Source organism: Deltaproteobacteria bacterium (genome assembly GCA_019310525.1).
Taxonomy (GTDB): Bacteria; Desulfobacterota; DSM-4660; order Desulfatiglandales; family HGW-15; genus JAFDEE01.
Genome location: JAFDEE010000036.1, coordinates 1 through 16,343, shown reverse-complemented (window position 1 = coordinate 16,343; position 16,343 = coordinate 1). Strand labels below are relative to the sequence as shown.

At 55.8% G+C, this 16,343-nt stretch carries 14 protein-coding genes; 6 read left to right on the top strand and 8 right to left on the bottom strand.

Annotated features, from left to right (window positions below):
- The first annotated feature begins 2 nt into the window (after positions 1 to 2).
- Positions 3 to 2,645, top strand: coding sequence for an alanine--tRNA ligase (alaS, locus tag JRF57_08560; protein MBW2303747.1), 2,643 nt, complete (start codon positions 3 to 5; stop codon positions 2,643 to 2,645).
- Between the two features lie 167 nt (positions 2,646 to 2,812).
- Here alaS and JRF57_08555 read toward each other — a convergent pair whose 3' ends face one another.
- Genes JRF57_08555 through trxA form a run of 3 tightly spaced genes read right to left on the bottom strand, consistent with a single transcriptional unit; the run spans position 2,813 to position 4,773 of the window.
- Positions 2,813 to 3,517, bottom strand: coding sequence for an outer membrane protein assembly factor BamD (locus JRF57_08555; protein MBW2303746.1), 705 nt, complete (start codon positions 3,515 to 3,517; stop codon positions 2,813 to 2,815).
- Positions 3,518 to 3,528: 11 nt separating this feature from the next.
- Positions 3,529 to 4,449 carry a thioredoxin-disulfide reductase gene (trxB, locus tag JRF57_08550; protein MBW2303745.1) on the bottom strand — a complete coding sequence of 307 codons (921 nt, stop codon included), beginning with the start codon at positions 4,447 to 4,449 and terminating at the stop codon, positions 3,529 to 3,531.
- Positions 4,450 to 4,773, bottom strand: coding sequence for a thioredoxin (gene trxA, locus JRF57_08545; GenBank protein ID MBW2303744.1), 324 nt, complete (start codon positions 4,771 to 4,773; stop codon positions 4,450 to 4,452). It lies immediately after the preceding gene.
- 438 nt (positions 4,774 to 5,211) lie between these two features.
- Here trxA and radA point away from each other — a divergent pair, with 438 nt between their 5' ends.
- Positions 5,212 to 6,567, top strand: a complete 1,356-nt coding sequence (gene radA, locus JRF57_08540) for a DNA repair protein RadA (protein MBW2303743.1) — start codon at positions 5,212 to 5,214, stop codon at positions 6,565 to 6,567.
- 15 nt (positions 6,568 to 6,582) lie between these two features.
- Here radA and JRF57_08535 read toward each other — a convergent pair whose 3' ends face one another.
- Positions 6,583 to 7,269 (bottom strand): polymer-forming cytoskeletal protein, encoded by a 687-nt coding sequence (locus tag JRF57_08535; GenBank protein MBW2303742.1) that lies wholly within the window; start codon positions 7,267 to 7,269, stop codon positions 6,583 to 6,585.
- Positions 7,270 to 7,505: 236 nt separating this feature from the next.
- On the bottom strand, positions 7,506 to 8,156 hold the full coding sequence (locus tag JRF57_08530; protein ID MBW2303741.1) for a nitroreductase: 651 nt from the start codon (positions 8,154 to 8,156) through the stop codon (positions 7,506 to 7,508).
- A 208-nt stretch (positions 8,157 to 8,364) separates the two neighbouring features.
- Here JRF57_08530 and JRF57_08525 point away from each other — a divergent pair, with 208 nt between their 5' ends.
- Both JRF57_08525 and JRF57_08520 read left to right on the top strand, forming a co-directional pair.
- On the top strand, positions 8,365 to 9,456 hold the full coding sequence (locus JRF57_08525; protein MBW2303740.1) for a KamA family radical SAM protein: 1,092 nt from the start codon (positions 8,365 to 8,367) through the stop codon (positions 9,454 to 9,456).
- 260 nt (positions 9,457 to 9,716) lie between these two features.
- Positions 9,717 to 11,324, top strand: a complete 1,608-nt coding sequence (locus JRF57_08520; protein MBW2303739.1) for an MBL fold metallo-hydrolase — start codon at positions 9,717 to 9,719, stop codon at positions 11,322 to 11,324.
- Between the two features lie 45 nt (positions 11,325 to 11,369).
- On the opposite strand, the gene JRF57_08515 is transcribed toward JRF57_08520, so the two are convergent.
- The 3 genes from JRF57_08515 to JRF57_08505 all read right to left on the bottom strand — a co-directional run bounded on the left by JRF57_08515 (position 11,370) and on the right by JRF57_08505 (position 13,278).
- Entirely contained in the window at positions 11,370 to 12,476 is a 1,107-nt protein-coding gene (locus JRF57_08515; protein MBW2303738.1) for a 4Fe-4S binding protein, read from the bottom strand.
- Between the two features lie 185 nt (positions 12,477 to 12,661).
- Positions 12,662 to 12,931, bottom strand: a complete 270-nt coding sequence (locus tag JRF57_08510) for an HU family DNA-binding protein (protein ID MBW2303737.1) — start codon at positions 12,929 to 12,931, stop codon at positions 12,662 to 12,664.
- Between the two features lie 56 nt (positions 12,932 to 12,987).
- Positions 12,988 to 13,278, bottom strand: coding sequence for a hypothetical protein (locus JRF57_08505; GenBank protein ID MBW2303736.1), 291 nt, complete (start codon positions 13,276 to 13,278; stop codon positions 12,988 to 12,990).
- A 262-nt stretch (positions 13,279 to 13,540) separates the two neighbouring features.
- On the opposite strand from JRF57_08505, the gene larE reads away from it, so the two are divergent.
- Both larE and JRF57_08495 read left to right on the top strand, forming a co-directional pair.
- Positions 13,541 to 14,371 (top strand): ATP-dependent sacrificial sulfur transferase LarE, encoded by an 831-nt coding sequence (gene larE, locus JRF57_08500; protein MBW2303735.1) that lies wholly within the window; start codon positions 13,541 to 13,543, stop codon positions 14,369 to 14,371.
- 83 nt (positions 14,372 to 14,454) lie between these two features.
- Positions 14,455 to 16,224, top strand: coding sequence for a YcaO-like family protein (locus tag JRF57_08495; protein ID MBW2303734.1), 1,770 nt, complete (start codon positions 14,455 to 14,457; stop codon positions 16,222 to 16,224).
- Positions 16,225 to 16,343 lie beyond the last annotated feature (119 nt).

Here is a 16,343-nt window from a genome sequence, read left to right as displayed (position 1 = left end):
CAATGGATTTCAGAGAAATCAGGCAGAAATTTTTCGACTTTTTTACGGAACGCGGGCATGAGAGGGTCGCCAGCGCCCCCCTCATCCCCAGGGAGGATCCCTCCCTGTTGTTTACCAACGCCGGCATGGTGCAATTCAAGCGGCTGTTCCTGGGAGAGGAGAAGAGGAGCTACAACCGGGCTGTGACCTCCCAAAAGTGCGTCCGGGCCGGGGGGAAACACAACGACCTGGAGAACGTGGGATATACCGCGAGACATCATACCTTCTTTGAAATGCTCGGGAACTTCTCCTTCGGTGATTATTTCAAAGAGAAGGCCATATCCTGGAGCTGGGAACTGCTGACGGAAGGCTACGGGCTGCCGGCGGACCGCCTTTATGTTTCCGTATTCAGGGAAGACGACGAGGCATACAAAATATGGGAGAAGCAGATCGGCGTGCCCGCCGAGAGGATCGTCCGCCTGGGGGAGAAGGACAATTTCTGGGCCATGGGGGATACGGGACCCTGCGGGCCCTGTTCGGAAATCCTGATCGATCAAGGAGAGTCCGTGGGCTGTGGAAGACCTGAGTGCGCACCCGGGTGCGAGTGCGACCGCTACCTGGAGATTTGGAACCTGGTCTTCATGCAATTCAATCGCGATCCCGACGGCACCCTTCATCCCCTCCCAAGGCCCAGCATCGATACCGGCATGGGACTTGAGAGACTGGCCGCCGTGGTCCAGGGAGTAAAGAGCAATTATGATACGGATCTTTTCAGGGACATCATCCGGGGGATCTCCGAGATCGCTGGCAAGGAATACGGAGAAGAGACCCGGCAGGACGTATCCTTCAGGGTGATCGCCGACCACGCCCGGGCAGCCGCCTTTCTCATAGGGGACGGCGTGATGCCTTCCAACGAGGGTAGGGGTTATGTCCTGAGAAGGATTATCCGCAGGGCCATCCGGTTCGGGCAGGTCCTGGGCATCGAGGAGCCCTTCCTTCACCTCATCGCGGACAAGGTGATCGATTTTATGGGCGGAGACTTCCCGGAACTGACGGCTTCCAGGAGCTTCATCGAGGGTGTCGTGCTCAGTGAGGAAAAACGTTTCGCCGATACCCTTCACCATGGCATGAGGGTATTGAGAGAAGAGATCGAGACCCTGAGAACCAAGGGAGAAGACACCATCCCGGGAGAAGTGGCCTTCAAACTTTACGATACCTACGGGCTTTCGGTCGACATCCTCGTGGACGTTGCCAGGGAAGAGGGGCTTCGGGTCGATCTTCCGGGTTATGAGGAGGCCATGGACCGGCAGCGGCGAAAGTCCCAGGAGTCCTGGAAGGGCAGCGGGGAAGAGGAGATCCCGGAGGTCTACCGCAAACTGGCGGCGGAGGGTCTTTCCAGCGTCTTTGTGGGCTACGGGCAGCTCGTCTCCCCTTGCGAGGTGACGGCCCTTCTCATGGAGGGTGAAGAGGTGCCCTCCGCCGGTGCGGGAGACGAGGTGGAGGTGCTTCTGGACCGAACTCCTTTTTACGGCGAGGCCGGGGGACAGGTCGGGGACAAGGGTTGGCTCAGCGGTGAGAACCTGCAGGTGGAGATCTTGGGAACGCTCAAATTCGGCCAGGACTTCATCGTCCACCAGGGCAAAGTCCTGCAAGGCCGGCTCTCCAAGGGTGATCTGGTTGAGGCCCGGGTGGACGCCGCCAAGAGAAGGGCCACGGCCTGCAACCACACGGCCACCCATCTTCTCCACGCGGCCCTGAGGGAGGTCCTCGGGGACCACGTCAAACAGGCCGGCTCCCTGGTTTCCCCGGAGCGCCTTCGCTTCGACTTCAGCCATTTTACCCAGGTGGATCCCGAAAAACTCCGGGAAGTGGAACGTCTCGTAAACCGGCGTATTCGGGAAAACCACCCCCTTTCCATCCAAGAGATGGACAGGCAGGAGGCCCTGGATACCGGGGCCATGGCCATCTTCGAAGAACGGTACGGGGAGAGGGTTCGCCTGGTTCGGATCGGGGACGGGGTGAGCATGGAACTTTGCGGAGGAACCCACACGGCAAGAACGGGAGACATCGGCCTTTTCAAGATCGTGAGTGAGAGTGCCGTTGGGGCCAATCTGCGGCGAATCGAGGCCCTGACCGGCGAGGCTGCTCTGGAATTCGTCCAGTCTCAGGAAAGCGAGCTGAAAGAGGTCTCTTCTCTCTTGAAGACTTCCCCGGATCAACTCAAGGACCGGGCCGAGAGACTCTTGAAACAACAGAAATCAATGGACCGCGAGATAGAGTCCCTGAAGGCCAGGCTTCGTTCCCTGCAATCCGGGGACCTTCTCTCAGGGATTCGTGAGGTTGGAGGAGTCAAGGTGCTGGTTCGTGAAGTGGATGCTGACTCACCCCGCGAACTGAGGGAATTCGCCGACCGGGTGAAAGAGAAACTGGATTCCGGAATCGCGGTACTAGGGTCCAAAAGGCCGGACAAAGCCCTCCTCATCTGCATCGTCACTGACGACTTGCAGGAGCGTTTCAAGGCAGGGGAAATCATTCGCCGATTGGCCGAAAAGGTGGGCGGAAAAGGCGGCGGCAGGCCGGATATGGCCCAAGGGGGAGGGAGCAGGCCGGAGGCCCTGGATTCAGCACTCTCCTCTACATTCGATCTGGTGGCCGAGGGGCTTTAATTTTTCTCACGGCCTGATTCCCCGCAGCTTGCTGCGTTGAAAAGACCAGAACAACTTATGATCCCCTGCGGCTTGCCTGAGGGAGGTTCATTAGGTTCACGAAAGTAAACAACCTGGGGGGGCTTCGTTCTCGAAACGCCCCCAGGCTTACATCTCACCTTTCACTTTCACCCCTTTTTTTCTTTCTTCTTTTCTCCTTCCGCAAGCTTCTGTTTGCATCGGCTGATGTATTCCAGGGCCTCGCTGTATTGTCCCATGTCGGGGTAATTTTTAATGATATAATCGTATCTGGCCAGGGCCGCCTTGTATTTTCCCATCTTGAAGTAGAAATGGCCCACGTTGAGTTCGTATTCAGCAAGGAAAATCAGGCACTTTCGTATATTTTTTCGGGCCAGGTGTGCATAGTCATCCCTGGGGAAACGCCGGATCAGGCGCTCGAATTCCTCCTTTGCCCGGAGGGTGTGAGACTGCTCCCTGTCGTTGCTCCGCATCTGCCTGAAGTGGCACATGCCCTTTTGGTAAATGACGTAAGGGATATGCTTGTGCTTGGGATGGAGTTTTTCGAATTCATCGTAGGCCTCAAAGGCGGCATCGTATTCTTCCGTCCGGTAAAGGGCGTCGGCCATCCTCAGCTCCGCCAGGACGGCGTATTTGCTGTAAGGGTATCGGTCCTTGATCATTTGAAAGGACTCTACGGCCGCTTTGTATTGGCCCTTGTCCATCTTTTCCATGCCCCGGGCCATGAGTTCGGCGGGATTCATTTCTTCCCCCCCCCCGAAGAGATAATCGTCGATCATCGAGCATCCTCCGAGGAGGAAAACCGAAGCAAGACTTAAAACCAATAGCTTCAAAACCTTCCATGATGTGGGCATGGTCATTCCCCCTACCCTGAACCAAGACCTTCCAGGTACCGTTCGGCCGAAAAGGAGGCCGCCGCTCCTTCTCCCACCGCGGTGGAAATTTGGCGAAGAAGCTTGGAGCGAACGTCCCCGGCTGCAAAAACGCCCGGAACGGAGCTTTCCATCTTGTTGTCGGTGACGATGAATCCGTTCTCATCCAGTTCGAGAAGGCCTTTCACCAGCTCGGTGTTGGGATTCGTTCCGATGAAGACAAAGATCCCTTTGACCTGCTTTTCTGAAGTCTCGCCGGTCTTGACATTTCTTAGTTCAATCCCTTCCACGGCGGTATTCCCGAGGATCTTCACAGGCACTGTATCCCACAGGAATTCAATCTTCTCCTCCGCCATGGCCCTTTCCTGCAATACCCTTGTGGCCCGCAGGGCGTCCCTTCGGTGAATCAGGGTGACCTTACTTGCAAAACGTGTCAGGAAGAGGGCTTCCTCCACGGCAGTATCCCCTCCACCGATCACCGCAACCTCCTGGTCCCGGAAGAAGGCTCCGTCACAGGTCGCACAGTAAGAGACCCCCTTGCCTACAAGGAGGTCCTCTCCCTCGATCCCCAGTTTCCTGGGGGTCGCCCCGCATGCGAGAATCAGGGCCTTGGCTTCAAGATGTTCATCAGAGGTTCGGACCACTTTCCGGGCCCCGTGGAATTCAAGGCCCAGTACTTCCTTGTTTTTTATCACGAGACCGAAGTTTTCGGCCTGGCGTCTCATCCTGTCCATGAGTTCAAATCCGGAGACGCCTTCAGGGAAACCGGGGTAGTTTTCCACCCAATCGGTCGTAAGTACCTGGCCTCCTGGACTCAACTTTTCAAGAAGCAGGACATCCAGTCTCGCCCGGGCATTGTAAAGGCCCGCAGTCAACCCTGCAGGCCCTCCGCCTATGATGATTACATCGTGCATCTACAGGACCTTCTTGATCTCTTCCTCGATATAACTTTTGGGTTGAGCCCCGATGATGGTCTGGGCGACTTCCCCTCCCTTGAACAGGATGAGGGTGGGAATGCTTCGTATACCGAACTTTGCCGGGGTTTCGCGGTTGTTGTCCACATTCATCTTGGCGATCTTGATTTTTCCCTGGTATTCGGCAGCGAGTTCCTCCACCACAGGGCCGATCATTTTGCAAGGCCCACACCAATCGGCCCAAAAATCCACCATGGCGGGAATCTCCGACTTCTCGATTTCCGCCTCAAAGGTTTCGTCAGTGACTTCCATTACGTTTCCCATAAGAAAGATCTCCTTTCCATGACTAAATGCTTTGAATGACAGCTTAAACCGTAACACCGCCCAAGCCCTTTGTCAACAAGGTGACCCCGGGGGCTGGTACTATAGATGCCTTCTTCGCCCTGAGGTTTCAAAAAGACATAATTTTCGTTGACACCTTCCCTCCCATGAAAAACAATGCTACCGGTTTCTTTTCCAAGATACCGGCAGAGGGTGAAAACCTAAAAAATGTTCAATTTTGTCCAAGGGTCAAGGAAGGCGAAAATTTTAACCGCAGGAATACATTGGAGTATTTCGAGGATTAAAATTTGAGTCTGACCTGTCTGCCGTGCCTGCCTGTCCCGTCGGAACGGCAGATAGGCCCGGCACAGGCAGGCGCAGAGATTGGGCAAAAGGGGGCGTTTTTCAAAGGTCTCCATGAAGAGCCTTTCAGGGTATCCGATGGTGAAGTCGAAAAAAATTCTTTTCGTATGTCAGAACTGTGCCTACCAATCCCCCAAGTGGATGGGACGCTGCCCCGACTGCGGCGAGTGGAACTCCCTTGTAGAGGAGTCCTTGGGGTCCGGAAGGGAAAGGGAGCCATTGCGGGAAATGGGGGATCCCCGTCCCATCAATGCTGTTCCCCTCGACCCGGAGCTCAGGATCAGGACCGGCATTCAGGAATTCGACCGTACCCTGGGCGGGGGCCTTGTTCCCGGATCCCTCGTGTTGATCGGGGGCGATCCGGGCATCGGGAAATCGACCCTGGTGCTCCAGGCCGCCTATAGATTCGCCACCCAGGGGCTGAAGGCCCTCTACCTTTCGGGCGAAGAATCCCCCCAGCAAATCAAACTCCGGGCAGAACGCCTCTCCGTCCATTCAGACGATCTTTACGTGCTCACCGGGACCTGCCTGGAGGACCTCTTCGAGCGAATGGAGCGGATGCCCCCCGACCTGCTGGTGGTGGACTCCATCCAGACCCTTTACACGGATCTGCTCTCCTCGGCTCCCGGGAGCGTGGGCCAGGTCAGGGAGGTCGCTTCCCGGCTCCTGGCCTGGGCGAAGAAAACGGGCACACCAACCTTCCTGGTCGGCCATGTTACCAAAGACGGGGCCATCGCAGGACCCAAGGTGCTGGAGCATTTGGTGGACACGGTTCTGTATTTCGAGGGAGACGGGACCCATGCCTTCCGGATCCTTCGGGCCGTAAAGAACCGCTACGGATCCACCAATGAGATCGGTGTATTTGAAATGAAGGACACGGGGTTGGAGGAGGTGGGCAATCCCTCCCGCATCTTTTTGGAGGAGAGGCCGGAGGGGGCGTCCGGGTCCGTGGTCATCCCTTGCATAGAAGGAACCCGGCCGGTCCTGCTGGAAATCCAGGCTTTGGTAGGCCCCAGTCCCCTGGGTATGCCCAGGCGCACGGCGATCGGCGTGGACCACAACCGGATATCGCTTCTGGTGGCCGTTCTCGGGAAGAGGCTGGGCATTGAGATGGGGGACCAGGACATCTTCGTGAACGTCGCCGGAGGACTGAAGGTGGATGAGCCCGCGGCGGACCTGGGAATCATTTCCGCCCTGATATCAAGCTTTATTAATAAGCCGGTGGCGGAAAACACGGTTCTTTTCGGAGAAGTCGGTTTGGCTGGCGAGATCCGGGCCGTGAGTCGGCCCCATATGCGCATCAACGAGGCGAGAAAAATGGGGTTTACCCGGTGTATTCTTTCCACTACCAACCAGCATGAATCAAGCAGGGAGGAAGGGATGGAACTCCTGGGGCTGGATTCAATCAACGGCCTCATGGAGGTCCTGTTTTGATCCCTGTGCGCTGTTTTACGTCGGGATTTCCCGGGGAGGCTCTTTACGGCCCTTTTTGGGTTGAAGGGCGAAGTCCTGCTTATGGGCGCCGCCGCCGGATATCTCGATCACCGATTCCACCTTTCGATAACCCTTGGCCTTGACTTTGACTTTCCACTTCCCGTCCCTGAGGTGGATCAGCTCGTAATAGCCCGAGGCATTCGACTGGGTCTCCTTTTTCTCGTCACCCTTTACGCGCACCTCGGCATTTCGTATGGGTTTCCCGGTCCCCTCTTCGCTGATCACCCCATAGATCGCCGTCAGGTTTTGGGGCGGACCGCCGGCGTACTGGGCCGAATCCACCACATCCGATGAGTCGGCCTGCACTGCCCTCGCCTGATACATCCGGGTCTGACCCTCGAAAATGACACCCTCGTCGATCACGACTGTAGGGGCCTGCACGTTTCCGAAAACCTTACCCGGTGCCCGGATATCGACGCGCTGATCGGCGATTATGTTTCCATGGACCTCCCCCCGGATCACGAGGAATCCGACGTGCATATCGGCCTCGATCATCCCTTCTTCCCCCACGATAAGGTTTCCGTCGGAGTGGATTTCGCCCTTGAAATGACCGTCAATGCGAATGCTTCCGTTGAAGTTCAGCCTTCCTTCAAATTCCGTGTCCTTTCCAAGAAAGGTGACCACCTGTTTGTTCTTTTTCATCGGCTTGACTCCCAGGTTGGTTTACCCTAGTACCCGATCCCGGCCAGGCACGGCCTCCCCGCCTTTCCAGTGAAATGGGATCGGTTCCATCCATTCTCCTGTTTATCCCCTGAGAAACGGGTGCGATATGCTCCCCCTCCCAAAGGTGGGGTCCCCTATCATGGTGAATCAAATCAGGTGTCCGCCCCGGAAGCCAAGGGGGGAAGCGGGAGACGGGGGTCTATTCAGACAGGGGTCTATTCCCGCCAGGTCACCACTTCCTTGAGAGGGACCCTTTCGGACCTGGACTTGTTGATCGGCCCTTCCGGATCCCGGTATCCGACGGCGATACCTATTACAACCTGCTTGTCTTCCGAGAGGTTCAATTCCTCCTTGATGTCATCGCCGAAGGCCGTGATCAGGCCGATGGGGCAAGTCCCCAGGCCGAGCCCGTGGGCGGCCAGGACGAGATACCCCACGAGGATTCCGATGTCTGTCAGCCGGGCACTCGAGAATACCTGGTCAATGGAGACGATGATGGCGGTCGGGGCCCCGTAAAAATTGCAGCTTCCCTCGTTGACGAACTCCTGGAATGGCAGTTCTTCGGGAAGGTAAGGACGCATGCTCTCCAGCAGGCCCCTCTGGCGGTCCACGAAGTACTCGGGCAAAGGTCTTTTGGCCCCGGGAGCGCAGGAAATGTTCCTCTCGCGCATCCTCTTTATCAGCAGCCTGCTCAGCCTCTTCTTCTCTTCTCCGGATACGACGGTCAATTCCCACGGCTGGATGTTGATGGCGGAGGGAGCCTGGATGGCGTATGTCAAAAGGGATTCAAGGACTTCTCTTTCCACGGGTTTTTCCAGAAAGGCCCTGGTGCTTCTCCTCTCCATGATAGCCTGAAATAAATCCATTTCTGCCTCGCTATCTGTTGAATTTTCAGCCATTCTAAAGGTAAACAAAGATTTTATCAATGTTAAAACCCGCTCACCACATCCTTGCAGCAGAGGAACCGGAATCCGGACGCCGTGAGTACCCCTAAGTTCCTTGAAAAACCGGGCGAATTGCATTACAAGTGGGGCCACCTGGAGGGAGAGCGCCATCTATCATCATTCTTCCCATATTGAGCGGGCAAAGGGCGGTAGAGCCCCCCGAAGAACCCGGAGACCCGGGAGATCACGAGAAACGTGGCGGGAGATCCTCGCGCGAAGTATCACGAGTCCCGACGAACTCCCGGCCCACCTGGCCACCGGCGACCTTTCGGAGGTCACGGCCCGCTACCCCATGCGTATCAATCCTTACTACCTTGGGTTGATCAAGGAGAAGGGAGACGGGCTCTATGAGCAGGCCGTTCCCGATCTCCGGGAAATCCGTGATACCAGGGGATTCGAGGATCCCCTGGGGGAAGAGGACCTCTCTCCGGTACCGGGGCTTACCCACAGGTATCCCGATCGGGTCCTCTTCCTCGTGTCCGCCCAATGCGCCATGTACTGCCGGTTTTGCAACCGGAAAAGAAAGGTCGGTCGACCTTCCATGGTGAGTAAGGAGACGATAAGGGAGGGACTTTCCTATATCCGGAGCACGAAGGCCGTTCGAGACGTCCTCCTGTCGGGCGGAGATCCCCTGCTGCTCAGGGACGAGGAACTTCTTGATATTTTGAAGGCGCTTCGAGAGATCCCCCACGTGGAGATCCTGAGAATCGGCACCCGCGTCCCCTGCACACTCCCGCAGCGGGTGACTTCGCGGCTCGTGCGTATTCTCAAGGCCTTCCATCCCCTATACATCAACACCCATTTCAACCATCCCGCCGAGGTCACTCCGGAGGCCGCTGAGGCCTGCCGGAGACTGGCGGATGCCGGCATACCTCTGGGTTGCCAGACGGTCCTTTTGCGGGGTGTGAACGATGATCCGGGCATCATGAAGGCCCTGATGCAAAACCTTTTGAGGATCCGCGTAAGACCTTACTACCTTTTTCAGGCGGACCTTGCGAGGGGCACCGCCCATTTCTGGACTCCCCTGGATCGGGGCCTTGGGATCATTGAGGCCTTGCAGGGGCATACTTCCGGCATGTGCATCCCCCACTTCGTCCTGGATCTCCCGGGCGGCAAAGGGAAGATTCCTCTTCTTCCCCGCTATATCCTGGGGGAAGATTCCGGCGTCCTTCTTGTTAAGAATTACCTGGGACAGTGCATCCGGTATTCTACTCCCGGGTGATGAGAAGGGCTCGGCGTTCCAGCCGGAGATGGCGCCTGGGGTCGTTTCGGTAAGAGGACGTGAAATCGAAAAGCCGACATAGGTTTTTTGTGCGTGGCGAACCGGGAATCCCCGAATACGCTCAGCCATCCGGGCCGACGGGTTCTCTGTGTTTCGGCCGGTTTCTTTCTGTCTTCTTCCCATTGGAAGCGTTACAGGGCAAGAAGAGTGATGAGAATATGTTTCATTTCAAGAAGAACTGAAGAGGAAAGGAGAAGTCAATGCTAAAGGTGACCTGCCTCGGTGGTGCGGGGACCGTGACCGGATCCTGCTACCTGGTGGAAAGTTCCAGGGGAAAGAAGATACTGGTGGACTGCGGGCTCTTCCAGGGAGGGAGAGAGATGGAGGACCGGAACCGTGAGCCCTGGGCCTTTGATCCGGGTGCTGTAAACACCCTGTTCCTCACCCACGCCCACATCGATCACAGCGGAAAGATCCCCAAACTCGTAAAGGACGGCTTCAAGGGCCGGATCATCACCTCTTCTCCCACGGCGGAGCTCTGCACCATCATGCTCCTCGATGCGGCACACATCCAGGAGATGGACGCGGAATGGCAGACCCGAAAGAACAGACGGCAGGACAGGGGGGGTATTCTCCCCCTTTATACGACTCGGGATGCCGAAAACAGCCTGAAGTACCTGGCTCCCGTGGAGCGCGACCGGATCCTGGAAGTGGAGCCGGGGATTAGGGCACGATTGAGAAACGCGGGACATATCCTGGGGTCTTCTATTCTGGAACTCTGGGTCGAGGAAGGGGGGGAGACCTTGAAGGTAGTCTTTTCCGGGGATATCGGAAAAAAGAATCAATTGATCGTAAAAGACCCCCATGAGATTTTTGACGCCGATTATTTGTTCATCGAATCCACTTACGGAGACCGCCTTCACCGTTCCTTCGATGAGAGCAAGGAAGAACTACTCGAAGCCGTTCAATTCAGCGTTTCTAAGGGAGAGAAGATCCTTATCCCCGCATTTGCCGTAGAGAGGACCCAGGAAATCCTGTATATCCTGGGCGAGTCTTTCAGGGAAGGGCGGCTGCCCGACATCCCGATCTACCTGGACAGCCCCCTGGCCATCAAGGCCACTGAGATTTTCCGTAAAAACAAGAAGTATTATGATGACGAGGCAAGGGCGATCGTGGACAGGGGATTTGATCCCTTTGATCTGCCCCATCTCCATTTCACTGAAAGCACAAAGGAGTCCATGGCGATCAACGAGACCCCGGGATCCGCCATCGTCATCGCGGGCAGCGGAATGTGCAACGCCGGCCGAATCAAACACCATCTCAAACACAACCTGTGGCGGGAAGGGGCAAGTATCGTTTTCGTGGGTTTCCAGGCCCAGGGAACAACGGGCAGGAAAATTGTGGACGGGGCCAAGCAGGTCCGTATTTTCAGAGAAAACATCCGGGTCAAGGCAAAGGTCTTCACCATCGGGGGCTTCTCGGCCCATGCAGACCAGGCGGACATCCTGGACTGGATCTCCCACTTCGAGAGCAATCCGCGGGTCTTTGTGGTCCACGGTGAACCCAGGGCCAGCGAGACCCTGGCGGAAAAAATCCGGGCGGACTTGAAACTCTCCGTTCACGTGCCGAGGTGGAAAGAGAGGCTGATCCTGAAGCCCAGGGAGATGGCCGTGGAGGCCCCGGGGGTGGCAGAACCCGCCCCTGACTACGGGGACCTTGTGTTGAACGCCATCCTGGACCTCGAAAGGGACCTGGATATCCTCAGAAGAGAGATCAAGTCCGGGGCGGCCGCGCCAGGCGAGGAGGAACTGGACTACCTCCGCTACTTGCGGGAAGAGGTTCAGTTTATACTGAAGGAATATCGTTAAGAAGGGAGATAGTGTGCATCCATAAACAGACAATTCTGTTCATGGTCAGGCCAGGCCCTTTGCCTTCAGAATTTTTTCGTGGAGCCCCTGGAAGGTTTTTGCGGGAAGTTCACCGCTGCGGTCCGCTCGCAGCTCGATCCTTGCGGCCCCGGTCGGGCATTTGGTAACGCATACCCCGCATCCGATACACCATTCGGTATCCACGACGGGGCTTTCTTCCTCCATTCGAATGGCATCCACCGGGCATATCTCGGCACACAGACCGCAGCCCGTGCATTCCTCCTCCAGGGTTTCCCGGAGGAAGTATGTGGCCATGAGCACATCCCGGGGAATTTTTCTTCTTCGGATATTCCCGACATTCCAGCAGGCGCATCCGCAGCAGTTACAGTTGTGCTGTATGTTCTTCTCGGTATTGTCTACGAAATGAACCAGTCCGGCTTCCTCCGCTAACCGGATGATCTCCCAGGCCTCTTCCCGGGTGATTTCTCGGGCAAGCCCCCGGTCGATTACATAGCGGGCCAGATCGTTGAACTTGATGCAGACCTCGGTCGGATGGGTGCAGGTCCTTCCGTTCAGCCGGTAAATGATCCTGCAGGGGCAGTGGCCCACAGCAAGGACGTCCGCCTGGTCGATCACGCTTTCCATGGCGTGGTGGGGGTAGACCGCCGCCCGGCCCCAGCCTTGTATCGCCTCCCTTACGGGAACATATCGGTAGGGTTTGGGATCCGCGGTGTAGCCCTCCCGCACGACCCTGCGGTTGAAGTACTTCACGGTCAATTTCGCCATCTTCCGGGCATGGGGGCTCTCCTCTCCCTTCCAGAAAAAGGTCTGAGGAAAACCATAGCCCACCTGATGGAGAGCATAGCCCCTTTCTCCCGATCCGGTTTTTCCGGCATAAAGCAGGCCTTTCCTGACAAGGCCCTCTAAGATCTCCTTCAATTCTTCTCTTGGAATAGAGGAGGCTTTTTCGATCTCTTCAAGTTCCACGGGGTTCAGGGGCGTGGTGCGGGTGGGAAGGGCAAGGGCCGCCTCGGCCTCCAGGGGAGAGAAATTCTCTCGAAGAATATCCAGAAGCGTTTCTTCCTTCGGAAATCCCATCCCCAACAGGGACAGACGTTCAGCCAGTCTTTCATAGGTATCCTTTTGCGCCATGTTTTCCTCCTTTGATGGTGACAACTTGAAGAAAGACAGCCCTCCACCCTCGTAATTTACCGGGGTTTGGCCCTATCAAGAAAGCTCCTTACTCCCCCCCCCCTGTCCCGGCAAATTTGCTTCAAAAAAAGCCCTCACCAGGGGGGGGACTGGTGGGGGCTTCACGGGAATTCCTTTGAGGATATCTACTTGACGGCGTCCTTCAGGGCCTTTCCTGGGGTGAATTTGGGAACCTTTTTGGCTTTGATCTTGATCTCTTCTCCTGTCTGGGGATTCCTTCCCTTTCTGGCCTTCCTCTTTTCCACCTTGAACGTACCGAAACCCACCAGTGTAACCGTGTCTTTCTTCTTGAGGGCCTTGGTGATGCTTGCGAACACGGTATCCACCGCGGCCTGGGCTTCCTTCTTGGTGCTCACGACCTTGGCGACTTCGTTGACCAGATCTCCCTTATTCATAGCTCCTCCTCCTTTTGAAAAGTGGTTCAAGGATAAAACGGAATTTCCAGGGAACATTAATCGATCCAAAATGAAATTTCAACCCAAAAATCAGCCGAAAGTCCTTTTTCCACGCCCTTTTCGGCCGTTCGGTATCGCCCGAGCCCGCTATAAAGGAGGGAGCCTCCTGGAATGAACTCGTGTCCATCCATAAATGAGAAAATTTGTTCAAGGTCAAGGAAGGCGAAAATTTTAACCGCAGGAATACATTGAAGTATTTCGAGGATTAAAATTTGAGCCTGACGCAGAGATTGCGGAAATTGGCCATTTATGGATGGGCACGAACTCATAAACCCTGTTTTTTCCATATAGCCGCCCCTCCCCTTTGCCCGGGGAATATCCGCCTTTTTATCCTCAAAGGTGAAAAGATGGAGCGTCCATATTTGCTTTGAAAGGTCCGCCGCTATCTGCTAAGTTGATTTTGCAAAAGGCCCCCCAAGCTACAAGTACGGTTTTGCCAGAAGGGCCGGGGGTGGCTTTACGCCGGAATTTACGGGAAATATCCCCTTATAGGTTTTTATTTCCATCAAGGGAGACTACAGGGAGAGACTCTGGATTTTTTGTCGTGTGATGAATGAAGGAATCACTGCTTTCGAGAAAAAAAAGGTTTTGATCGAGCGCCTCCGGTCATTCGATTCTCTTTTGGTCGCCTTTTCGGGGGGGACGGACAGTTCTTTTCTTCTGGCGGCGGCCCAGGAGGCCCTGGGAGATAGGGTCATGGCTGTGACGGCCTGCTCGCCTGTTCACCCACGCCGGGAGTTGGATGAAGCCCTCGCCTTTCTTGATGAGAGGGGTATTCCCTATACCTTGCTGGAATCCGGGGAAATGCGGCTCCCCGAATTTTTGGCCAACGGGCCCGACAGGTGTTACTGGTGTAAGAGGGATCTCTTCCGAAAGATCCTTTCACTGGCCCGCGAGAAGGGGATATCGAAGGTGGCCCATGGCGCCAATCTCGATGACATGGAAGACTACCGGCCCGGAAACCGTGCGACAATGGAGCTGGGAATCCTTGCGCCTCTCTTGGAAGCTCGGCTTGGAAAGGAAGAAATTCGGTTTCTCAGTAGAGAAATGGGACTTTCAACCTGGGACAGGCCTGCTGGAGCCTGCCTGGCCACCAGGATCCCGTACGGCCGCCCCATTACAATGGATGACCTCCGAATGGTTGAAGAGGCAGAGGAATTTCTGGCGGGGAAAGGTTTCCGGCAGTTCCGGGTCAGGCACCACGGGGCCGTGGCAAGGATAGAACTGGAGGAGAAGGATATCCCCGAGATGCTCTCCGGGAGCCTTCGACAGGAAACGGCACGAAGGCTCCTGGAGATCGGCTTTCTGCATGTCGCTCTTGACCTCGGGGGGTATAGGCAGGGAGCCCTCAATCGCGCCCTTGACGGGAAGAAGGACTGAAGAAGGGCGTTTGAAGTGAGAGATTCAGGTGAGAACGTACTCGCCCGGGATTGTATCAAAAAGTAGATACGGGGAGAGAAACAATGACCCATGAAATCCGTTTGAATGACGCTTACAAAGGTTACACTCAAGACCAGGACAAGATATGGTCTCCCGAGGAAACCGTACGCCGGTTCAAGGAGAAGATCCGGAAGGTCGGTCTGGATATTCTCCAATCGACCCTTCGGATCGACAATGGGAGACTGGGGATTCCGGTCTATTTCAGTATTTGCGGAAGGGAAGCAGAAGAGGTGATTGGAACGAAAAAACAAATGGGAAAAGGAGGCACTCCACAGCAGGCGGAGGCAAGCGCGGTCATGGAGCTCGCGGAACGTTTCAGCTTCTTCAGTTTCAGCAAGAATCCCGGGAATTTTATCGTTGAGGAGTACCGAAATATCAGTGACCGGGCGCTCCCCTTTGAAATCATCGCCCGTTCGGTCCATGACGACTCGGACGACCTGGAAAGGGCAAAGGAGGTCTTTTCCGGCATACCCTTGCGCTGGACAGAGGCTTACAACTTGACCAGGGAACGGGAGGTCCTGATCCCCTTTGACTGGTTTTTCGCAATCAATGAATTCAACGGTCCGTCGGCCGGCAACTGCAACGAAGAGGCACTGCTTCAAGGAATCTGCGAGGTGGTGGAAAGGCATGTTTCCTCGATCATCAGCCAGGAAAAGAAGGGACTGGAGGCCCTGGACATCAGATCTGCAACGGATCCCCTCGTGCTCGAGATGATCGGAAAGTACGAGAAGATCGGGGTCAGACTCTTCGCGTCGGATTTTTCTCTTGACACAGGGATCCCTTCCGTCGGTGTGCTTGCCTATGATCCTTCAACCTTCCCGCAATCCAGCGAAATCGTATGGACGGCCGGAACCACTCCCAGTCCCCAGAAGGCCTTGAGCCGTGCCCTTACGGAGGTGGCCCAGCTTGCAGGGGACTTCAACACCGGCTCCTGTTACGTGGCTAGCGGTCTCCCGAAGTTCCGGACCCTGGAGGAGGCCAAGTATGCCATGGTAACGGGCCCGGGGAAGCCCCTCTCAGCAATGCCGGACCTCTCCCATGACAACATCCGCATCGAGGTGGAGCGCTGCATATCGGCCCTTGAAAAAATCGGTATGGAAGTCCTGGTTATTGACATCAAGCATCCCCTCCTGGAGATCCCCTCCTTCTATACCATCATCCCCGGGGCCCACTTCAGGGAGAGGGCCAGAGATACCGGCGTGGGCATGTTCACGGCCAAGTTGTTGACTGAAAAATATTCTCCTGAGCGGGCGATGGCGGAGTTGGAACGAATGGATGAATTGATGCCCGGGAAGTACTATGTCCATTTCTACAGGGGGACCTGCCATCAGGCCATGGGCGAGGAAGAGCAAGCACTGGCGTGCTTTAGGAAGGCACTGGATTTAAATCCCAAGGAACAGGACGTGCCGACTATATATTCTTACATGGCACAAAGCCTTAAAAATCTTGAGAGATACCAGGAAGCCCTCTCTTCCCTGGAGGAGGCGGAACGCTACGACACAGAGAGGACGGATATCTACAATCTCAAGGGGTTTTGCTATTTCAAACTAAAGGAGCACGAAAGGGCGATCCGGAGTTTTCAAAGGGTCCTGGAGTTGGATCCCGGATCCGCCATCGACTATGCCAACATCGCAAGCAATTACCGGGAAATGGGAGACAGGGAGAAGGCCAAGGCTTACTACCGCTTCGCCCTGGAGCTTGATCCGACGATTGAGTTCGCCAAAGAAAATCTAGAGAGACTCCAACAGCAGGAGGGCCCTTCCTCCATACGGGAGGGGCGGCCGGGGGCCTGAGTCTGACTCCTTAAGACCTTTGAAAAATGCTCAATTTTGGTCAAGTTCAAGGAAGGCGAAAGTTTCAACCGCCCCGCTTGGTATCCCAAGCGGCAGAGGCCCCATACATTGAAGTATTT